Consider the following 18,694-nt stretch of genomic DNA (forward strand, 5'->3'; position numbering starts at 1 on the left):
CGGCCCCGCGCTGCGGCGGCCGGCCGTTGTCTGTGTCCTTCGAAAGTTGTAGTGTCTTCAGGCGTGCGGGGACTGGAGGCACGCATGAAGATCGAGCCTGTGAGCCCTGAAATCGGGCTCAAAGGGCGGAGTGCGGCGGCGCCGTACACGTCCTATCTGCTCGGCCGGATCTGGGGCCGCATTCTCGATTTCGGACTGATCCTGTGGGTGGTGAGGGTGCCGCTGGCCAGCGTCGTCCTCGGCCTGTTGCTCATGTCCGCCGTGACCCAGGGCCAGGATGTCACGCTGGACGTCGCCATGGCGGGAGCGCCCGTGGGCGCGGCCGCCGGCCTGTCCCGCGCCATGATCGCCCTCCTCGCCGCCGTCTTCCTGTTGTGGGCCATGCCGGTGCACTACGCCGCCCGCCTCCTGATGGAGACGGACCAGGGCCTCGCCGACATCAGCGCCCGACGCAATGCCGCCGCCGTCGCGAGGGGGCGCAAGCACGATCTCATCTTCTGCCTGATGCTGCGCCACGTGCCGCGCATTCTCGGCGCGCTGACCTTCGTTGCCTTCGCCATCGGCGCGCGCAACGCCATCGGCAACCTGCCCACCCTCGCCGACCGGCCGGCCATGGCGGCCGCCCATGACCAGCTGGCGCTGCTGTCCTGGGTCATGCTGGCCGGCGCGCCGCTGTTCTATGCCTATTCCCTCCTGCGCGGGCTTTTCACCGACGTGGGTCCCCTCAAGGCATTCGATGCGGCGCTGGGGCGGCGGCTCGCCGGCATGTTCGCCCTGCTCGGCATCGAAGCCCGGCCCGACGATCCCGAGGCGGAGCTGCATGCCACGGGCCGGCTGATCCTCCTCGCCTATGCGGTGCTGGTCATCGTGGTGCTGGCCGCCAGCCCCCACTGGCTGGCCCGGCAACTGCCCCTCGCCTTCGCCGTGCCGCTCATCTTCGGCGGCTGGGTGCCGATTCTCGGCTACCTGTCATCGGTGGGGCGGCGCTTCCACGTGCCGATCCTGACCGGCCTCTTCCTTTTCGGCGCCATCGGCGTCTATGTCTTCGGCGACAACCACGCGGTGCGCACCCTCGCGGCCGTCGAGCCGGCGTACCGACGCACATCCATGGTGCAGGCGGTCCAGCTGTGGATGCGCGCCAATGGCTGCGCGGAGGCCCCGGCCTCCTGCCCACGCCCGGTCCTCGTCGCGGCGGCGGGCGGGGCGAGCCGGGCCGGCTTCTTCACCGCCAGCGTCATCGGCCATTTCCTCGATTTCGAGCGCCACAAGCAGGCCTTCTCCTTCACCCGTGCCGACGGCTCGAAGATCAACCGGGCCGCCCGCGACGACGGCCGCTTCACCCCCGCCATCGAGCAGGCCCTGAACGGCAAGGACATCGCGACCCGCATCTTCGCCATTTCCGGCGTGTCGGGCGGGTCCTACGGCGCCGCCGTGGTGGCGGCGGCGCTCGCGGCCCGCACCGGTTCCGCCGCGCCCTGCCCCGAAAAGGCGCCGGATGGCTGGTTCGGCGGCACGCTCGCCGGCTGGCGCGACTGCCTGGAGAGCATGACGGCGGGCGATTATCTCACCGCCACCTTCTTCGGCCTCGCCTTCCACGACCAGGTCCAGATCTTCCTTTCCGATCGCGCCGCACTGCTGGAGCAATCCTGGGAGGACAATTTCGCCCGGCATGTTCGGGCGGCGGGCGCAAAGGCGGCGCCCGATACGGCGGGCCGGCTGGCCACGCCATTCCTCGGCGCGCCGCCCGATCCGAGCCGCTGGGTGCCCTTCCTCGTGCTGAACGGCACGTCGGTGGAGACCGGCCAGCGCATCGTCACCACCGACCTTTCGCCCACCTATGCCGCCACCGGCCGCTGCCCCTCGGGCGGCCCCAACGCGGAATGCGCCCTCTTCACCCACGCCATCGACTTCCACGGCCTGGTGCGATCCGATCTCGACGTGAGGCTGTCCACCGCCGCCACCAACTCCGCCCGCTTCCCGGTGATCTCGCCGCCGGGCTCCATCTACCAGATGGACACGGACGTGGTGGACCGCATCGTGGACGGCGGCTATTTCGAGAATTTCGGGGTGGAGAGCGCGCTTGAACTGGCCGAGGCCATGGTGGAGATCGAGCCCCGGCTCGCCCCCTTCATCCTGGTGGTCGCCAACGATCCCGGCAGCGTGCTGACCGAGGAGCGCACCGCCCGCACCGGCAGCGGCGTCGTGGTGCCGGACGCCCCGGACCATGCCGCCTTCACCGAGATCACCGGGCCGGTGGGCGCCATCGGCGCGGTGCGCAGCGGCCGAGGGCGGCTCGCGGTGGCGACGGCCACTCACTGGCTCGACGCCCGCTTCAGCGACCGCTGCCCCACCAATCTCGTGCAGATCAAGGTGTGGCCGGAGGCGGTGAGGGACGGCCACTGCCCGGTGGGCGAGGCCACACCGGAGAAGATCCGCGACGTATCCATGAGCTGGTGGCTCTCCAAACCCGTGCAGATGAACCTGCACGAGCAGCTGGAGGCCACCGCCGACCGCTGCAACAACGGTACGGCGGTGGAAGCCGTATGGACGGCGCTGGCGACACCGTCGCTGGTCTGCACCGGCGGCGCCCCGCCGCGCTGATCCAAATGGCCTCGGCCGGCGACCGAACGAGCGTCGCACGGGTGCCATAGGAGGCTCCCGGACACTGGCGGCGGAGGCGCGCGGATCTTCCACGCGCCGGCATTCCCCTTTAGGATTTTCCCGTTTCAGCCCGCTGCCGGCCCGTCCGGCAGCCGTTTTTCAACGACCCAAATTTGGAAGGAGCCGCCATGGCGCGCGCCCAGACCGCCTATTTGTCCCGCAGCGACGTGCCGGCCCGCCCGGCGCTGCAACAGGCCATCGACGCCCTCAAGCTGAAGCTGGTGCTGGATGACGGCTACGTGCCGTTCGAATCGTCCGGATACCTGCCCTGCACCCTCGACGGCGAGGATGCCGGCTTCACCCTCCGCTTCGGCGCCGTGGAAGCGGGCGGCCCCCGATCGGCCACGCTGGCCGAGGCCCTGGGCGGGCGGGACGTGGCCCTGGACTTCAAATGGAGCGGCGACGTGCGCGAGCAGGTCAGCGCCATGGGCGTGTGCGCCGCGCTCGCCGGCACTTTCGGCGCGCTCGTTCACGATCCGGACAAGGATGTGATTCTCGACGCCGCCAAGCTCCTCGCCCGCGCCAAGGCCGGGCTGGAAGAGCTCTGACCGGCGCCCGGCACGCGACCGCGGCCCGAGCAGACATGAAAAAGGGGCGCCGAAGCGCCCCTTCAAAACCTGTTCGTGACCGCGATCACTTCTTGGCGGGGTCGGCCGCAGGCGCCGGCGCAGCGGGAGCAGCAGGCGCCGCCGGGGCGGGCGCGGCAGCGGCGGTCTTCTCGATCTTGGCGTCGGTGCGCAGCTTGGTGACGAGGTCCGCCTGGGCCTTGCGCACAAGGTACTGCTCCACCTGGTCCGACACCTGCTCATAGGTGGGAACCGGCTTCTGGCGCTTGTCCTCGACCTTGATGACGTGCCAGCCGAACTGGCTCTTCACCGGGTCGGACACCTGGCCCTTGTCCAGCTTGAAGGCGGCGTCGGCGAATTCGGGGACCATCTGGTCCTTGGTGAAATAGCCCAGATCCCCGCCGTCCTCGGCGCTGTCCTTGGAATATTCCTTGGCGAGCTTGGCGAAATCCTCGCCGGCCTTGGCCTTCTTGGCGATCTCCTTGGCCTTGGCCTCGTCATCCACCAGGATATGGCGGGCGCGGACCTCGGCCTCGGCCGGCGCGGACTTGACGAATTCCTCGTAAGTCTTGCGCTTGGCCTCTTCGGAAACCGCCTTCTTGGCTTCCTGGGTCATCAGCGTTTCCATGAGCGCCTTGGTGCGGGCATAGGCGAGACGCTGCTGGAAATCCGGCGACTGGTCGAGCTTCTGCGCCTCGGCGAACTTGGCCAGCAGGGTCATGTCCGTGAGGAAGGAGAGGACATATTCCTCCCGCTGCGGGCCCTGGAGCTGGGGCGGCAGGCCGGCGCCGATGTCTTCCACGGCAATGGTCACATCGCTCTGGCGGATGGGCGTTCCGTTGACGGTCGCAACCACGGTGTCGGGGGCCGGCGCCGCCTGCGTCGCGGCGGGGGGAGCGGCCGGGGCGGCCCCCTGCGCGAGCGCCGCCGAGACGGACGCGACGGAGACGGTCGCGGCGAGCGCGGCGGCGAAAAGACGGGTTTTGGCGGAACGCATCATGGGTCCGGTTTCCTCGGGATGTCTTCGGGCGAGCCGAAGCGGGGCGCAACCTCGCTTAGCTCTCCTCGGCTGACAAGAGGGCATTGTTGGGGCATAGAGCGACTGGAAAAGCGCGTTGCAGGGCTTTCGCTCCCCCGCGCGAGGCTGTATAAGGCGCGCCTTCCATCGGGAATGCTGGCCGTTCAGCGCGCCCCGGGCGAACCGCTCCAAGCGGCTCGCGTCTGGGCTCACCTTCGGCGCGTTCGCGATCATAAGTTCGCCAATTCACAAGTTGGCCAAGTCGGCAGCGCGCCTTGTTTCAGCGACCACGCCGCGCTTGCCACGTTATGTCGTTCAGGAGTTTGGACAATGGCTGTCCCGAAGAGAAAGACCTCGCCGTCCCGCCGTGGCATGCGCCGCTCGGCCGACGCGCTGAAGCAGCCCACCTATGTGGAAGACAAGGATTCGGGCGAGCTGCGCCGTCCCCACCACGTGGATCTGAAGACCGGCATGTATCGCGGTCGCCAGATCCTGAAGCCCAAGGCCGAAGCCTGAGGCTTTAGGCCCGCGCGCCGGCTTTCCGGCGCCGGCAAGAGCATGGCCCGCGCCCCAGGCGCCGGCCGATGCTTCGTGGCTTCGTGATTCGAGTCCCACGGCTCCGGGCGGGTTTGACCGGGCCGGGTTGCAGGGGGACCACGGGCTCCGGACCAACCAGGGTGTACCTTCCGGCCCTGCGCTTTGCCGTGCGCAGCGCGGAGATCGACGGTCCCCAGCGCGCGACGCCGCGATGCGGGACCGTGACTTTCCGCCGGTCGTGACTTTCCGCCTCCGATGTGGCACCCATCCGCAGCGCAAGAGCACGCGCCGATCAGGTTGCATCGCAATCTGGGAGGGCGAGCGCGCCCGCGCACAGCGGCCCGAGGAGCACATATGCTGACGCCCGTCCCGTTGCTGATCGTCCCCCTCGCGATCTACAACATCATCACCTTCCTGATGCCCGGCATCTCGTGGTCCACCGTGCTGACCACGATCTCGATGCTTTCGGGGGCGGAATGGACCATCAGCATGGCGGAGGCGTTTATCGCGCTCAGCCTGTTCTTCTTATTTTTCGAAATCCTCAAGGCGACGCGGATCACTCACCGCTCCATCGTCGATCACATGCTGTCCATGCTGGTGTTCGTGATCGGCATAACGGAGTTTCTGCTGGTGCGGCAGGCGGGAAATTCTGTGTTCGCCATCCTGCTATGCATCATGCTGCTGGATGTGATCGCCGGCTTCTCTGTCTCGGTCCGGGTCGCCCAGCGCGATTTCTCCGTCGAGCCCCGGGAATAGGGCGCAACCTGATCACTGATCGGCCTGAATCCGAGAACGAGCAGGCGCGCAAATGCGTGCCGCGCGGAAACAGGAAAGCCGCAAGAATAGGCGCGCCGCGAAATTGATCACGACGCACAATCCGGCCCGCTGCGCGGAGAATCACGCAGCGCCTTCAACAAAAGCAAACATATGTGACGTGCTGGATCGCCCTCGGCTGCATGATGCGTCACGCGCCGGCTGATTCCCAATCACGGCGGGACAGGCGGTCACAAAGGCCGGCGCGCGGCTTCCCGCCGCGCGCCGGCCTTTGGACTCAGCTGTCCGAGCCTTCCGGCTTCGGCTCGCTTTTCGGCACCAGTTGCTCAAGCTTGGCCTGCATGTCGGCCATCTGGCGCTTGAGCGCGTCGAGATCATCGCTGCGCTCGGCCACCGGAACGGCAGGCGTCTGGGCTGGCGTCGGCGAAACCGTTCCCGCCGGCTCCTCGCCCTTGGGGAAAGGCAGGAACATGTGGAAAGCGCGCTCGAACATTTCCATGTTGCGGCGCACGTGATCGTCGAGCCCGATGAAGCTCGGTCCCGTCATCGTCTTGGCGACGTGCTCGCGGAACTTCCCCTGATCTTTGGTGAAGCTGTCGATGGACGCTTCCAGGTAACGCGGCACCAGCATCTGCATGCTGTCGCCATAGAAGCGGATGATCTGGCGCAGGAACGCGATGGGCAGAAGATTCTGGCCCTTGTTTTCCTGCTCGAAGATAATCTGCGTCAGCACCGAGTGGGTGATGTCGTCGCCGTTCTTGGCGTCGTACACCACGAAGTCCTCCCCCTCCTTCACCATGTTGGCGAGGTCTTCGAGGGTCACATAGGTGCTCGTCCCCGTGTTGTAGAGACGGCGGTTGGCGTATTTCTTGATGGTGACTGGCTCTTGCGATTTTGCCATTGTCCGGTCATCCGTTTTCCTTGGGCGCTGCCGCAGGTTAAGGCGTTTCCAAGTGCAGAGCTACCACTTTGTGTGCGCCGCGCACCGGCCTTTTTGCAATGCGCGCCAGTGTCATCGGGCCGTCGCCCAGACGAAGGTTCAATTTGCGTGCGAGGCCCTCCCTTGCAATGAGGTGGGTCATTGACACATGGTCGGCCCCGGCCACGATAGGGGCCGGCACTCTACACGGCACTGGCAGCACCGCACTGGCAACGAGGCGCAAAGCCGCCCGCCCGATCTTCCCCAGGAGAGACACCCATGAAGGACGAGGTCGTCATCGTCAGCGCAGCGCGCACCCCGGTCGGGTCGTTCAACGGCGCGCTCGCGCCGTTGCCCGCCCATGAGCTGGGCGCGATCGCCATCAAGGCGGCGCTGGAGCGCGCCGGACTTCCCGCGGATACCGTCAGCGAAGTGATTCTGGGCCAGGTGCTCACCGCCGCCCAGGGCCAGAACCCGGCCCGCCAGGCCTCGCTGAAGGCCGGCCTGCCCATCTCCGTCCCGGCCTGGGAAGTGCAGATGGTGTGCGGCTCCGGCCTGCGCTCCGTGGCGCTGGGCGCCCAGGCCATCGTCAACGGCGACAGCGAAATCGTCGTGGCCGGCGGCCAGGAATCCATGAGCCAGTCCACCCACGCGGCCCACGTGCGCAACGGCACCCGCATGGGCGGCCTCGAGTTCGTGGACACCATGATCAAGGACGGCCTGTGGGACGCCTTCAACGGCTACCACATGGGCAACACCGCCGAGAACGTGGCCCGCCAGTTCCAGATCACCCGCCAGGAGCAGGACGAGTTCGCCGTCGCGTCCCAGAACAAGGCGGAAGCGGCCCAGAAGGGCGGCAAGTTCAAGGAGGAGATCGTCCCCGTCACCATCTCCACCCGCAAGGGCGACGTGGTGGTGGACCAGGACGAGTACATCCGCCACGGCTCCACCATCGAAGCCATGACCAAGCTGAAGCCCGCCTTCGCCAAGGACGGCACGGTGACCGCCGGCAACGCCTCCGGCATCAATGACGGCGCCGCCGCCGTGGTGCTCATGAGCGCCGCCAAAGCCAAGGCAGAGGGCCGCACCCCGCTCGCCCGCATCGTGTCCTGGGCGCAGGCCGGCGTCGATCCGGCCGTCATGGGCACCGGGCCCATCCCCGCCTCCCGCCTCGCGCTGGAGAAGGCCGGCTGGAGCGCCTCGGACCTCGACCTGGTGGAAGCCAACGAGGCCTTCGCCGCCCAGGCCATCGCCGTGAACAAGGACCTCGGCTGGGACACCAGCAAGGTGAACGTGAACGGTGGCGCCATCGCCATCGGCCACCCCATCGGCGCCTCGGGCACCCGCATCCTGGTGACCCTGCTCCACGAGATGCAGAAGCGCGACGCCAAGAAGGGCCTCGCCACCCTGTGCATCGGCGGCGGCATGGGCATTGCCATGTGCCTCGCAAGGGACTGAGTGCCTCGCGCGGGCCTGACCTGGCCTGCGGCGCAGCGGAAGTAACCCCGCCGTCCGGCTCGCCGGGCGGTATCGGGTCCCGCAACCGGTGCGCGCACAACCGGGCCGCGACCTTCCATCGCGGCCCACTGTTTCCCGACGGAAATACAGACTTGCTAAACCGCCGGAGCGTGGCTCGACCCGCTCCGGATCACGGGAGAAGTGTCGTCAGGTCGAGCCAATAGAGTGAGGAGGGAACCATGGGACGCGTCGCGTTGGTCACGGGCGGCACGCGTGGAATCGGCGAAGCGATCTCGGTGGCGCTGAAAGCCGCCGGCTACAAGGTCGCAGCGAACTATGCCGGTAACGACGAGGCAGCCAAGGCGTTCACCGAGAAGACCGGCATTGCCGCCTTCAAGTGGGACGTGTCCGATTTCGAATCCTGCAAGGCAGGCATCGCCAAGGTGGAGGCCGAGGTCGGTCCGGTCGAAGTGCTGGTGAACAATGCCGGCATCACCCGCGACGGCCAGTTCCACAAGATGTCACTGGAGCAGTGGAGCGCGGTGATCAACACCAACCTCAACTCTGCCTTCAACATGACCCGCCCGGTCATCGAGGGCATGCGCGAGCGCAAGTTCGGCCGCATCATCTGCATCTCGTCCATCAACGGGCAGAAGGGCCAGTTCGGCCAGACCAACTATTCCGCTGCCAAGGCCGGCGAGATCGGCTTCGTCAAGGCGCTCGCCCAGGAGAGCGCCCGCGCCGGCATCACGGTGAACGCCATCGCCCCCGGCTACATCGGCACCGAGATGGTGCGCGCCGTGCCCGCGGAAGCGCTGGCCAAGATCGTGGCGACCATTCCGGTGGGCCGCCTCGGCGAGCCGGAGGACATCGCCCGCGCCGTGGTCTTCCTCGCCTCAGACGACGCCGGCTTCATCACCGGCTCGACCATGACCGTCAACGGCGCCCAGTACATCACCTGATACCATCGGCCCCGGTCTTCGACTGGTGCCAAGTGGGTCACGCTCAAGCGCCGCGCGGGCTTGACCAACGGCCCATGAGCAAAGCTCACGGGCCGTTGGTATGAGCCCGACGCCGGTTCGAGCACCGCAACATCGCCATGCCCCGGCTCGTCCGGGGCATGTGCGTTTTCGGGGACGCGTTGGCCGCCGCTCACACCACCAGGGTCTGGAGCAGTGCCCGGACCGAATCGGGTATGGGCACCGGCTTCTGGCTGGCGCGGTCCACATAGACGTGGACGAAATGGCCCTGCGCCGCCGCGCGCGGGTCCTCGCCCTGGAACAGGGCAATCTCGTAGCGCACCGACGAGGAGCCGAGCTTCGCCACCCGCATGCCGGCTTGGACCGGGGCCGGATAGGTGAGGCTGCGGAAATAGGTGCAGCGCGTTTCCACCACCAGGCCGATGATGGGGCTTGTCTGCGGGTCCAGCAGGCCGGCGGAGACCAGTTGCTCGTTCACCACCGTGTCGAAGTAGGAATAGTAGACCACGTTGTTCACGTGGCCGTAGACATCCACGTCCGCCCAGCGCGTGGTGATGGGCAGCACATGGGAAAAGCCGTCAATCAGAACCGGCTCTTCCCGCCCGCCGCCCTGGCCCGCCTGTCCGCTCATCCGCTCCCCCCTCGCTTGAGCCGCCCTTGCGGCCTGCATGTCTAACGTCCGAATGCCCACTGCCAAAGGCGTCGCTCAGCCCTCGTCGTTACCCACTGGCGGCAGCGGCACTTCGCGCGCGCCGAGGGCGTCGGCGAGGCGCATCTTGGCGGAGCCGGGACGCAGCGGCTTCTGCTGGCTCTCATGGGGTGCCCAGCCGGACAGGAACACGATTTCGAAGGTCGCGCGCACCCGCCCGTCCGGATCGGCGAATCGCTCCCCATAGATTTCCGCCGCCCGGAGAAGGGTGGCGCGACGCAGGGGCACCCGGCGACGCTCCAGCAGCGCGTTGGCCGCGCCCATGCGGCGCAGGTCTGAAAACAGGGAGAAGGGCGAGCCGTAGCGCACCACCACGCGGTCCACGTCGGTGACCGGCAGGGCAAAACCCGCGCGCTGGAGCAGGGCGCCGAGGTCGCGCACATCCGCAAACGGAGCGACGCGGGGGGACAGGCCGCCGGTGGTCTCGCTCTCGGCGATGGCGAAGGCCTGCCGCAGCTCGGACAGGCTGCCGCCGCCCAGAAGCGCGGCCATGAAAAGCCCGTCCGGCTTCAGCACCCGGCGCACCTGTGCAAGGACGCCGGGCAAATCATTCACGCTCTGGAGCGACAGGGCGGACACCACAAGATCGAGCGAGCCGGCGGCGAACGGCAGCGCCTCCTCGTCGGCCACCACGCCGGGCGTGGAGAATCCCACCGCGAGCGGCGCGGCGCGGAACAGGCGCCCCACCGCAGCGTGGCCGTCGAGCGCGTGGGCCAGCGCATCGGTGGGCGTGCCGAGATCCACCGCCGTCTCGAACTGCCGCTTCACCGCGGCCAGCCGGTCCGCCATGTCCTCCGCCGCCCGTTCCAGCAGGAAGGGTTCGGGACCTAGGCGGGCGGCCCGCTCCAGGCGGCGGCGCAGCAGGGGCCGGTCGAAGACGAGATGGGGCGCATCGCGCGTGACATCGCTCATGCGCCGCATATAGGGCCTCGGGCGCAGCGATGCGAGCGGGCACGCCGCTCGGGGGCGCTTGCCGAGCCGAACCTTGCCTTCCGGATTAAAGCTGCCTTTCGTTTCCCGCTTATTGATCCCTCGCCGGGAGCCGGTTACAGCCGAGCCTGAAACGCATGAAAGGGCCCCCGACAAGGCGGGCTGCGGGAGAACGCCATGACCCTTGCGACCCTGTCCGACCGGGACATCCTCCTCGCCTTGTTCGATGCGGGGCTCGCGGCGGCGCTGCCGGAAGGCAAGTTCAAGGATCGCCTGCCCGCCCCGCCGAAAGGCCGCACCATCGTCATCGGCGCCGGCAAGGCCTCGGCCCGCATGGCCCGCGCCTTCGAGGAAGAGTGGGGCCACCCCTGCGAGGGGCTCATCGTCACCCGCTACGGCCATGGCTGCGAGACGCGCCATATCGAGATCGTGGAAGCCTCCCACCCGGTGCCGGACCAGGCTGGCCTCGACGCCGCCCGCCGCATCCTGGAGCTGGCGCAGGGCGCCGGGCCGGACGATCTGGTGGTCTGCCTCATGTCGGGGGGCGCCTCCTCGCTCCTTACCATGCCGGCGGAGGGGCTGACCCTGGCCGACAAGCAGGCGCTGAACAGCGCGCTCCTGAAATCCGGCGCGCCCATCGGCGTGATGAACCAGGTGCGCAAGTCGCTCTCCGCCATCAAGGGCGGCCGGCTTGCCGCCGCCATCGCCCCGGCGCGGGCGGTGACCTACCTCATCTCCGACGTGCCGGGCGATGATCCGGCCACCATCGGCTCCGGCCCCACCATTCCCGAGGCCTCCGACCCGGAGGGCGTGCTGGGCCTGATGCGCGCGTGGGGCATCGAGGTCACGAACAAGCTCGAACAGGTGATCCGCGCCAACACCGTCCCCGGCGACGCTCTCCCCGGGCAGGAGGTGCACATGATCGCCACCCCGCTGATGGCGCTGAAGGCGGCGGAGGCGAAGGCGCGCGAACTCGGCATCACCCCCCTCATTCTCGGCGACGCCATCGAGGGAGAGGCGCGGGAGGCCGCCATCGTGTTCGCCGGCATCGCCAATTGCACGGCCTCGCACGGGCTGCCGGCGGCGGCGCCTTGCGTGCTGTTGTCCGGCGGCGAGACCACGGTGACCGTGCGTGGCAAGGGCCGGGGCGGACGCAGTGTGGAATTCCTGCTGGCCCTCGCCATCGCGCTGAAGGGACGGCCCGGCATCTCCGCCGTCTCCTGCGATACGGACGGGGTGGACGGCACCGAGGACAATGCCGGCGCCTGGTTCGATGCCTCCATCCTCGAAGAGGCCGCTGCGCGGGGACTGAAGCCCGCCGACTACCTCGCCAACAATGACGGCTACAGCTTCTTCTCCGCCCTCGACCGGCTGGTGATCACCGGCCCGACCTTGACGAACGTCAATGATTTCAGGGCGATCCTCGTGCGATAGACGCTGCCCCGGTTTCATTGCGGCAGGGCCGTGGCGAAGGCCTGCCCCTGCGGCGCAGCCGCGCTGCGCCGCGCGCATAGCCTCAATTTTTAACGTAATATCATATACTTATCTGATATGCGCTGCCTTTTAGGCAGAGCCTTAACCTAATGGTCAAGGTCAACCCCATTGACCTTTGCTGCATTGCACCTAAATTCCGCTGCGGAGGAACCGGGGGGCTTTCCAAGACGCCAAGTCTGGAGACCACAATGACCGTTGAGGTCACACCGGGGATCATCCGCAAGCTGTGGACCGGAGAGGCCGGAATTTTCCGGGACCATCTCCTTCGGCTCGATACTGAGAGCCGCCGGTCCAGGTTCGGCTCTGCGGTGTCTGCCGAATTCGTCGAGCGCTACGCGTCGCGGGTGTTCCGCACGGGTGCGATCGTGCATGGCTGCTTTGTGGACGGCGAACTGCGCGCAGCAGCCGAGCTTTATCCCATGGGCGACGTTCTGCCCGGAGAGGCGGAAGCCGCCTTCAGCGTGGAGCAGGAGTTCCAGAACCACGGTCTCGGCAGCCAGCTGCTGGAGCGCGTGATCCTGAGCGCCCGCAACCGCGGGATCCGTACCTTGTGCATGAACTGCCTCGCCCATAACCGGCGGATGCAGCAGATCGCGCGCAAGTTCGACGCCGAATTGAGTTTCGACACCGACGAAGTGGTCGCCGAGCTCACCGCCCCCTTCCCCACCGCGCTGTCCCTGGCGCAGGAAGCGGCGGCGGATGCCCAGGGCATGGCCGGTGCCGTGTTGCAGGCCCAGCGCATGGCCACCGGACGGTTGTTCGACTGGCTGATGCCGGACCTCGCCCCGGCGGAGCCCGAGCTGGAAGCCCACTAGAGCAGTCGCTCCCACAAGGACCCGTCTGCCCCGACAGGACGTAGAAGGCGGCGCCTAATCAGGTGCCGCCTTTTTCAATGGGCGACGCTCTTCGAGAGCAGGTTGATCACCATCACCCCGGCGATGATCAAGCCCAGACCGATCAGGGCCGGCAGATCGAGCCTCTGGCCATACCACAGCCAGGCGATGGCCGTGACCAGCACAATGCCCACCCCGGACCAGATGGCATAGGCGATGCCCACGGGCATGGTCTTCAGCGTAAGCGACAGGCAGAAGAAGGCCACCGCATAGCCCACGATCACCAGCACCGATGGTCCGGGCCGGGTGAAGCTCTCCGTGGCCTTGAGGGCGGAGGTGGCGATGACCTCGGCGACGATGGCGATGATGAGATACAGATAGCCCATGGCAGCAGGATCCCGGCACGGCCGGTGCGCCGCTCGGGAGAGAAGAGGCGGCGGCGGGCGGTCCTGTCAATGCGGCGCCAGCGCTTGACTTACCGGGCTGCAACAAATTTCGAGTTCCGCCCTTCGCAATTTCTCGGTCACATCATCTACATTTGGCAAATCCCACACACCATCGCGCAGCATGAACCTCCAGGCTTTGACACTATCAACATACGTAGCTCGCGATTGCACAACTTCATAAGGAACAATGGCCCCGCGTAGGACGCGGAATTTGCCATCGAGCAGGACGGCGGCAAGCCGGTCGAACGGACGGTCTGGCAGGCGACGAAGAAAGCCCAATTGGCGCGACCCGTTCGGCTTGGCCAACTTTCGACACTTAATTTGATAGGTTAATCCCTCTGCGTCAGTGGCATCCGCGTCGGCCGATGAATTCCGGTTTAGCCTCCATCCGAAAGCGCGCGAGAATAGCAATTCTGCATAGTCGCCCGTCGGGTTGTTGGCACTGCGGACTATTTCACGCCGTCGTAACTCGGCAATAACATCGCCATGCAGTTCCAGCAGCTCGGAAACGGGTATATTCGTAAGGTCAATCATAGTCCTACAAGATATCGAGATTCGGCCTCGCCAACCAAGATGGACTGTACGAACAAATAGATACGCACTCCAAATTTCGTCCTCTGCGGCGCGCCAGCGCCCCACCAAGACCACTGCCCCAATGCCAAATCATCCCACCCCTACCTTCACCCCGCCCGATCCCGCCTTCGAGACCAAGATCCGCGAGAGCTTCGCGCGCCAGCCCTTCATGGCGACCCTCGGCGCCGTGCTCGGCGCTGTGGTGCCGGGACGGGTGGAAGTGGTGCTGCCCTATGGCGAGGGCGTGACCCAGCAGCACGGCTTCTTCCACGGCGGCGCCATCGGCACCATCGCCGACTCGGCCGGGGGATACGCCGCCTTCACCCTGTTCCCACCCAACTCCACCGTGCTCACGGTGGAGTACAAGATCAACATCATGGCCCCGGGCCGGGGCGAGCGCCTCATCGCGGTGGGCGAGGTGACGCGCTCCGGCCGCACCCTCACCATCGTGCGGGTGGATGTGTATGCGCAGGCCGGTGAGGCGCGCACCCATTGCGCCACCGCCACCCAGACCCTCATCTGCCTCCACGGCAAAAGCGACGCGCGTTCCGAGGGCTGATGCGCTTCGCCACCCCGCTCATTCCGGGCCGCCTCATCCGGCGCCACAAGCGCTTCCTCGCCGACGTGGTGCTGGCCGACGGCACCGAGACCACCGTCCACGTGGCCAATTCCGGCGCCATGCTGGGGCTCGACGCACCGGGCAGCCGGGTGTGGCTGTCGCGCGCCACCAACCTCGCCCGCAAGCTGCCGCTGAGCTGGGAACTGGTGGAGGCGGATTTCGGCGCGGGTCCCGAGATGGTGGGGGTCAACACCATGCATCCCAACCTGCTGGTGGCGGAGGCCATTGCCGCCGGGGCGGTGCCGGCGCTCTCCGGCTACGCCCGCCTGCGGCGCGAGGTGAAGTACGGGCTCTCCAGCCGCATCGACATCCAGCTGGAGGACGAGACCAAGCCGCTCTGCCTCGTGGAGGTGAAGAACGTTCACCTCATGCGGAGCCCAGGCTACGCCGAGTTCCCCGATTGCGTGACGGCGCGCGGCGCCAAGCACCTCGAAGAACTGGGCGCGGAGGCGGACAAGGGCAACCGCGCCGTCATGGTCTATCTGAGCCAGATCGGCTCGGCCCGCACCATAGGCCTCGCCCGCGACCTCGATCCCGCCTATGGCCGCGCCTTCGACCGGGCGCGGGCGCGGGGCGTCGAGGCCATCGGCCTTGTGTGCCAAATCGATCCCGAGGGCATCGAGGTGGCCGACATCATCCCCATGACCGGGTAAGCCCCCCTCCCCCTTCGTCAGGGTGCGCCGCGCATGGACAGGCCCCGCGTGGCGCGCCACACATAGGGAAAGGCGATTCGCACGTTGGGGGGCCTCAAGATGCCGTTCACCCTTCACCTCTCCCGGCGCGGCGCGCTCAAGCTGGGCGCGGCCTTCGCCGGCGCCCTCCTCGCCGATGCGCTGATGCCGGTGCGGGCCGAGGATGATCCGGATGTCACCGCCATCAAGGCGCTCAAGCCCGGGCAGTGGGTGTGGTATCCGGAGCGCGCACCGGAAGGCTTCGTCGCCATCGTGGTGAACCTCACCGACCAGCTCTGCTTCGTCTATCGCAACGGCGTGCGCATCGGCGTCGCCACCGTCTCCACCGGCAAGGACGGGCACGAGACGCCCACCGGCGTGTTCACCATCCTCGGCAAGGACGTGGACCACCACTCCTCCATCTACAACAACGCCTCCATGCCCTACACCGAGCGCCTGACCTGGTCGGGAGTGGCGCTGCATGCGGGCGGACTGCCGGGCTATCCCTCCTCCCACGGCTGCGTGCACCTGCCGCTCGCCTTCTCCAAGCTGGTGTTCACCGTCACCCATCTGGGCACGCCGGTGATCATCGCCGACACCCATTCGGCGCCGCAGGACGTGCTGCATCCCGGCCTGCTCATGAGTGAAGGGCTGGAGCAGCAGCTCGCCGTCTCGGCCACCGGCCAGGGGGCGCCGCCGGAGGACCAGGCGCAGGTGGCGGCGGCAGCAGGCGCTTCGGTGCCCATCGCGCCCGCCCCGCCGGAGCCGGTGTCCATGGTGGTGAGCGGGGCGGACCGGAGCATCACCGTGCTGCGCGGCGCCCAGACCACCGTGCAGGGTGCGGTGACCATCCGTGATCCGGGAAAGCCGCTGGGCAACGTGGTCTATGTGCTGATGACCACGGACGGCGCGTCGCCGCGCTGGAGCGCCATTTCCTACGAGGGCGGCAAGCAGCCGCCGGGCGAGGCGCAGCAGGCGCTGGCGCGCATCACCGTGGACCCCGCCATCAACAAGCAGGTGGCGGCGCTGGTGACGCCGGGGGCAACCCTGTTCGTCACCGACCTGCCGGCCCATCCGGGCACCCGCAACGACGGCGGCTTCGTGGTGATGACCCACAAGGTGGAAAGCTGATGCGCCGCGCCATCGCCGCCGGTGTTGTCGGCCTGATGCTCGTGAGCGCGCCCACGCTGTCGCAGCAGGTAGCGCCCCCGGCCGCAGTTCCCGGCAAGCCGGCGGCGCGGCCCGCTGCGGCAGGCCCTGTCCCGGCCAAAGAACTGTTCGGCCGGGTGGAGGGCCCTGCCCCGCTCGCCGCCCGATCCATCGGCTTTTATTCCAAGGGCTGCCTCGCGGGCGCTCAGGCTTTGGCCGTGAACGGGCCGAACTGGCAGGTCATGCGCCTGTCCCGCAACCGCAATTTCGGCCACCCCGATCTCGTCGCCTTCCTGGAGCGCTTCTCCGCGCAGGTGCCGAAGGTGTCGTCCTGGCAGGGCATCCTGGTGGGCGACATGTCCCAGCCGCGCGGCGGCCCCATGCTCACGGGACACGCCTCCCACCAGATCGGCCTCGACGCCGACATCTGGCTGACCCCGAGCCCCGGCCGGGAACTCTCCCGCGAAGAGCGCGAAAAGCTCTCCGCCTCCATGATGGTGCGCGCCGACCGCCGCGACATCGATCCCGCCAACTGGCGGCCCGACCACTGGAAGGTCATCCGCGCCGCCGCCCTCGACCCGCGGGTGGAACGTATCTTCGTGAACGCCGCCATCAAGAAGGCCCTGTGCCGGGAGGCGAGCGGCGACCGCTCCTTTCTCGCCAAGGTGCGCCCCTATTGGGGCCACGACTACCACATGCACGTCCGCCTCACCTGCCCGGCCGGCACCCCCGAATGCCGCCCGCAGGAAGCCCCGCCCACCGGCGAGGGCTGCGGATCGGAGCTGGACTGGTGGTTCACCGACGAGGTGCTGCATCCCAAGCCGGAGAAGGAACCGGCGAAGCCCAAGCCGCCTTTAACCCTTGCCGACCTGCCCGAGGCCTGCGCGGCGGTGCTGGGCGCCAAGTGAAGCTTCAGGTGAGGGTCGCGCGAAGGCCTGCATGAGGGACGCCTGAACCCGCCCGGCGCGGGGAAGCAACGATAACGGAGGACGCCATGACCGATCTTACCGACCTCTTCCCCGGCTTCGACTCCCACTATGTAGACACCAAGGCCGGCCGCATCTTCCTGCGGCAGGGCGGCACCGGATCGCCGCTGCTGCTGCTGCACGGCTTCCCGCAGAGCCATGTCATGTGGCACAAGGTGGCGCCGAAGCTCGCAGAGCAGCACACCCTGATCATCCCAGACCTGCCCGGCTACGGCTGGAGCGCGGCGCCGGAAGAGGGCCCGGACCACAACCCCTATTCCAAGCGCGCCATGGCCGCCGCGCTGGTGGAGGTGATGGAGCATCTGGGCTTCGCCCATTTCTCCCTCATGGGCCACGATCGCGGCGCGCGGGCCGGCTACCGGCTCGGCCTCGACCATCCCGGCCGGCTGGATCGCCTGGTGGTGCTCGACATCGTCCCCACCTATGTCATGTGGCACAAGATGGACCGCGCGCGGGCGCTTCAGGTCTATCACTGGTCCATGCTGGCCCAGCCCAAGCCCCTGCCCGAGAAGCTCATCGGCTCGCATCCCGCCTGGTTCCTCGACTGGACCATGGCGAGCTGGACCGGATCCAAGGACCTCTCCCCCTTCGATCCCCGCGCCATGGCCCAGTATCGCGCCGCCATCTCCTCGCCCGACCGGCTCCATGCCATGTGCGAGGACTACCGGGCCGGCGCCACCATCGATCTTGCCCATGACGAGGCGGATCTGGCCGCCGGGCGCACCCTCTCCTGCCCCACCTTTGCCCTGTGGGGCGCGGCGGGCATTCCCACCCGGGGCGTCAGCCCGCTGGAAGCCTGGAAGGTCTTTGCGCCCAAGCTCGGGGGCGCGGCGGTGGAAGCCGGCCACTTCGTCGCCGAGGAGGCGCCGGGGGCGGTGCTGGCGGCGGTGCTGCCGTTCCTCGCGCAGGGATGAGGTTTTACCGCCGGTCCTGGAAGAAGGCGCGCAGCACCTCGGCGGCCTGCCGCTCGGCGATGCCGCCGTAGACTTCGGGCATGTGGTGGCAGGTGGGCTGGGAGAAGAAGCGCGGCCCGTGCTCCACGCCGCCGCCCTTGGGATCGGACGCGCCATAATAAAGTCGGCGGATGCGCGCGAAGGACAGGGCCGCCGCGCACATGGCGCAGGGCTCCAGCGTCACGTAGAGATCGCAGTTGAGCAGACGCTCGGATTTCAGCCGCGCGCCGGCCGTGCGCAGCACCAGAACCTCCGCGTGCGCGGTGGGATCATTGAGTTCCCGGGTGCGGTTGCCGTCCCGGGCGATCACCTCGGCCCCGCGCACCAGCACGGCACCCACCGGCACCTCGCCGCGCTCTGCGGCGGCCCGCGCCTCGTTCAGCGCCATCTGCATATAGGTTCCGGACATGGTGCCTCT

Annotated in this window: 20 protein-coding genes; 13 read left to right on the forward strand and 7 right to left on the reverse strand. The window is 67.9% G+C overall.

What is annotated here, in order from left to right; translation table 11 throughout:
• The first annotated feature begins 84 nt into the window (after positions 1 to 84).
• Both FZ033_RS04210 and FZ033_RS04215 read left to right on the forward strand, forming a co-directional pair.
• Positions 85 to 2,601 carry a hypothetical protein gene (locus FZ033_RS04210; RefSeq protein WP_149574895.1) on the forward strand — a complete coding sequence of 839 codons (2,517 nt, stop codon included), beginning with the start codon at positions 85 to 87 and terminating at the stop codon, positions 2,599 to 2,601.
• A gap of 188 nt (positions 2,602 to 2,789) precedes the next feature.
• Positions 2,790 to 3,209, forward strand: a complete 420-nt coding sequence (locus tag FZ033_RS04215; protein ID WP_149574896.1) for a hypothetical protein — start codon at positions 2,790 to 2,792, stop codon at positions 3,207 to 3,209.
• Between the two features lie 85 nt (positions 3,210 to 3,294).
• Here the strand turns inward: FZ033_RS04215 and FZ033_RS04220 are convergent, their stop codons facing one another.
• Positions 3,295 to 4,227 carry a peptidylprolyl isomerase gene (locus tag FZ033_RS04220; protein ID WP_232847322.1) on the reverse strand — a complete coding sequence of 311 codons (933 nt, stop codon included), beginning with the start codon at positions 4,225 to 4,227 and terminating at the stop codon, positions 3,295 to 3,297.
• 348 nt (positions 4,228 to 4,575) lie between these two features.
• Here FZ033_RS04220 and rpmF point away from each other — a divergent pair, with 348 nt between their 5' ends.
• Entirely contained in the window at positions 4,576 to 4,761 is a 186-nt protein-coding gene (rpmF, locus tag FZ033_RS04225) for a 50S ribosomal protein L32 (protein WP_024279215.1), read from the forward strand.
• Positions 4,762 to 5,136: 375 nt separating this feature from the next.
• Positions 5,137 to 5,538, forward strand: coding sequence for a hypothetical protein (locus FZ033_RS04230; protein WP_012115087.1), 402 nt, complete (start codon positions 5,137 to 5,139; stop codon positions 5,536 to 5,538).
• Between the two features lie 295 nt (positions 5,539 to 5,833).
• Here FZ033_RS04230 and phaR read toward each other — a convergent pair whose 3' ends face one another.
• The gene (phaR, locus tag FZ033_RS04235) at positions 5,834 to 6,457 is read right to left on the reverse strand and encodes a polyhydroxyalkanoate synthesis repressor PhaR (RefSeq protein ID WP_149574898.1); all 624 of its coding nucleotides are present in this window, start codon (positions 6,455 to 6,457) and stop codon (positions 5,834 to 5,836) included.
• Between the two features lie 297 nt (positions 6,458 to 6,754).
• On the opposite strand from phaR, the gene FZ033_RS04240 reads away from it, so the two are divergent.
• Together FZ033_RS04240 and phbB are read left to right on the forward strand one after the other, a co-directional pair.
• Positions 6,755 to 7,933, forward strand: coding sequence for an acetyl-CoA C-acetyltransferase (locus FZ033_RS04240; protein ID WP_149574899.1), 1,179 nt, complete (start codon positions 6,755 to 6,757; stop codon positions 7,931 to 7,933).
• Positions 7,934 to 8,172: 239 nt separating this feature from the next.
• Positions 8,173 to 8,895 (forward strand): acetoacetyl-CoA reductase, encoded by a 723-nt coding sequence (gene phbB, locus FZ033_RS04245; protein WP_149574900.1) that lies wholly within the window; start codon positions 8,173 to 8,175, stop codon positions 8,893 to 8,895.
• A 190-nt stretch (positions 8,896 to 9,085) separates the two neighbouring features.
• On the opposite strand, the gene FZ033_RS04250 is transcribed toward phbB, so the two are convergent.
• Both FZ033_RS04250 and FZ033_RS04255 read right to left on the reverse strand, forming a co-directional pair.
• A complete protein-coding gene (locus tag FZ033_RS04250) occupies positions 9,086 to 9,544 on the reverse strand; it encodes an acyl-CoA thioesterase (protein WP_149574901.1) in 459 nt (152 codons plus the stop codon).
• 75 nt (positions 9,545 to 9,619) lie between these two features.
• Entirely contained in the window at positions 9,620 to 10,543 is a 924-nt protein-coding gene (locus FZ033_RS04255) for a methyltransferase domain-containing protein (protein ID WP_188079297.1), read from the reverse strand.
• A gap of 186 nt (positions 10,544 to 10,729) precedes the next feature.
• Between FZ033_RS04255 and FZ033_RS04260 the strand changes: the two genes are divergently transcribed.
• Positions 10,730 to 11,986 (forward strand): glycerate kinase type-2 family protein, encoded by a 1,257-nt coding sequence (locus FZ033_RS04260; RefSeq protein WP_149574903.1) that lies wholly within the window; start codon positions 10,730 to 10,732, stop codon positions 11,984 to 11,986.
• 248 nt (positions 11,987 to 12,234) lie between these two features.
• Positions 12,235 to 12,861, forward strand: a complete 627-nt coding sequence (locus FZ033_RS04265) for a GNAT family N-acetyltransferase (protein WP_188079298.1) — start codon at positions 12,235 to 12,237, stop codon at positions 12,859 to 12,861.
• Between the two features lie 74 nt (positions 12,862 to 12,935).
• On the opposite strand, the gene FZ033_RS04270 is transcribed toward FZ033_RS04265, so the two are convergent.
• Entirely contained in the window at positions 12,936 to 13,265 is a 330-nt protein-coding gene (locus FZ033_RS04270) for a DMT family transporter (protein ID WP_138399777.1), read from the reverse strand.
• A gap of 66 nt (positions 13,266 to 13,331) precedes the next feature.
• On the reverse strand, positions 13,332 to 13,859 hold the full coding sequence (locus tag FZ033_RS04275; protein ID WP_149574905.1) for a hypothetical protein: 528 nt from the start codon (positions 13,857 to 13,859) through the stop codon (positions 13,332 to 13,334).
• Between the two features lie 121 nt (positions 13,860 to 13,980).
• Here FZ033_RS04275 and FZ033_RS04280 point away from each other — a divergent pair, with 121 nt between their 5' ends.
• The 5 genes from FZ033_RS04280 (at position 13,981) to FZ033_RS04300 (ending at position 18,237) form a co-directional block, all read left to right on the forward strand.
• Positions 13,981 to 14,457 (forward strand): PaaI family thioesterase, encoded by a 477-nt coding sequence (locus FZ033_RS04280; protein ID WP_149574906.1) that lies wholly within the window; start codon positions 13,981 to 13,983, stop codon positions 14,455 to 14,457.
• Positions 14,457 to 15,170: a DNA/RNA nuclease SfsA gene (gene sfsA, locus FZ033_RS04285; RefSeq protein ID WP_149574907.1), complete on the forward strand. Its 714-nt coding sequence runs from the start codon at positions 14,457 to 14,459 to the stop codon at positions 15,168 to 15,170. Before FZ033_RS04280 ends, sfsA begins: the two co-directional genes overlap by 1 nt.
• A gap of 99 nt (positions 15,171 to 15,269) precedes the next feature.
• The gene (locus FZ033_RS04290; protein ID WP_149574908.1) at positions 15,270 to 16,319 is read left to right on the forward strand and encodes a L,D-transpeptidase; all 1,050 of its coding nucleotides are present in this window, start codon (positions 15,270 to 15,272) and stop codon (positions 16,317 to 16,319) included.
• Positions 16,319 to 17,245 carry a penicillin-insensitive murein endopeptidase gene (gene mepA, locus FZ033_RS04295; protein WP_149574909.1) on the forward strand — a complete coding sequence of 309 codons (927 nt, stop codon included), beginning with the start codon at positions 16,319 to 16,321 and terminating at the stop codon, positions 17,243 to 17,245. The genes FZ033_RS04290 and mepA overlap by 1 nt, the downstream gene beginning before the upstream one ends.
• 86 nt (positions 17,246 to 17,331) lie before the next feature.
• Positions 17,332 to 18,237, forward strand: a complete 906-nt coding sequence (locus FZ033_RS04300; protein ID WP_149574910.1) for an alpha/beta fold hydrolase — start codon at positions 17,332 to 17,334, stop codon at positions 18,235 to 18,237.
• A 4-nt stretch (positions 18,238 to 18,241) separates the two neighbouring features.
• Here FZ033_RS04300 and FZ033_RS04305 read toward each other — a convergent pair whose 3' ends face one another.
• Positions 18,242 to 18,685 (reverse strand): nucleoside deaminase, encoded by a 444-nt coding sequence (locus FZ033_RS04305; RefSeq protein ID WP_149574911.1) that lies wholly within the window; start codon positions 18,683 to 18,685, stop codon positions 18,242 to 18,244.
• Positions 18,686 to 18,694: the final 9 nt, after the last annotated feature.

The organism is Xanthobacter oligotrophicus (genome assembly GCF_008364685.1).
GTDB lineage: Bacteria > Pseudomonadota > Alphaproteobacteria > Rhizobiales > Xanthobacteraceae > Xanthobacter > Xanthobacter oligotrophicus.

Bases quoted from the DNA above. Each gene is read 5' to 3' on its own strand.
- FZ033_RS04210 (WP_149574895.1), top strand. From the start codon at position 85: ATGAAGATCGAGCCTGTGAGCCCTGAAATCGGGCTCAAAGGGCGGAGT.
- FZ033_RS04215 (WP_149574896.1), top strand. From the start codon at position 2,790: ATGGCGCGCGCCCAGACCGCCTATTTGTCCCGCAGCGACGTGCCGGCC.
- FZ033_RS04220 (WP_232847322.1), bottom strand. From the start codon at position 4,227: ATGATGCGTTCCGCCAAAACCCGTCTTTTCGCCGCCGCGCTCGCCGCG.
- rpmF (WP_024279215.1), top strand. From the start codon at position 4,576: ATGGCTGTCCCGAAGAGAAAGACCTCGCCGTCCCGCCGTGGCATGCGC.
- FZ033_RS04230 (WP_012115087.1), top strand. From the start codon at position 5,137: ATGCTGACGCCCGTCCCGTTGCTGATCGTCCCCCTCGCGATCTACAAC.
- phaR (WP_149574898.1), bottom strand. From the start codon at position 6,457: ATGGCAAAATCGCAAGAGCCAGTCACCATCAAGAAATACGCCAACCGC.
- FZ033_RS04240 (WP_149574899.1), top strand. From the start codon at position 6,755: ATGAAGGACGAGGTCGTCATCGTCAGCGCAGCGCGCACCCCGGTCGGG.
- phbB (WP_149574900.1), top strand. From the start codon at position 8,173: ATGGGACGCGTCGCGTTGGTCACGGGCGGCACGCGTGGAATCGGCGAA.
- FZ033_RS04250 (WP_149574901.1), bottom strand. From the start codon at position 9,544: ATGAGCGGACAGGCGGGCCAGGGCGGCGGGCGGGAAGAGCCGGTTCTG.
- FZ033_RS04255 (WP_188079297.1), bottom strand. From the start codon at position 10,543: ATGCGGCGCATGAGCGATGTCACGCGCGATGCGCCCCATCTCGTCTTC.
- FZ033_RS04260 (WP_149574903.1), top strand. From the start codon at position 10,730: ATGACCCTTGCGACCCTGTCCGACCGGGACATCCTCCTCGCCTTGTTC.
- FZ033_RS04265 (WP_188079298.1), top strand. From the start codon at position 12,235: ATGACCGTTGAGGTCACACCGGGGATCATCCGCAAGCTGTGGACCGGA.
- FZ033_RS04270 (WP_138399777.1), bottom strand. From the start codon at position 13,265: ATGGGCTATCTGTATCTCATCATCGCCATCGTCGCCGAGGTCATCGCC.
- FZ033_RS04275 (WP_149574905.1), bottom strand. From the start codon at position 13,859: ATGATTGACCTTACGAATATACCCGTTTCCGAGCTGCTGGAACTGCAT.
- FZ033_RS04280 (WP_149574906.1), top strand. From the start codon at position 13,981: ATGCCAAATCATCCCACCCCTACCTTCACCCCGCCCGATCCCGCCTTC.
- sfsA (WP_149574907.1), top strand. From the start codon at position 14,457: ATGCGCTTCGCCACCCCGCTCATTCCGGGCCGCCTCATCCGGCGCCAC.
- FZ033_RS04290 (WP_149574908.1), top strand. From the start codon at position 15,270: ATGCCGTTCACCCTTCACCTCTCCCGGCGCGGCGCGCTCAAGCTGGGC.
- mepA (WP_149574909.1), top strand. From the start codon at position 16,319: ATGCGCCGCGCCATCGCCGCCGGTGTTGTCGGCCTGATGCTCGTGAGC.
- FZ033_RS04300 (WP_149574910.1), top strand. From the start codon at position 17,332: ATGACCGATCTTACCGACCTCTTCCCCGGCTTCGACTCCCACTATGTA.
- FZ033_RS04305 (WP_149574911.1), bottom strand. From the start codon at position 18,685: ATGTCCGGAACCTATATGCAGATGGCGCTGAACGAGGCGCGGGCCGCC.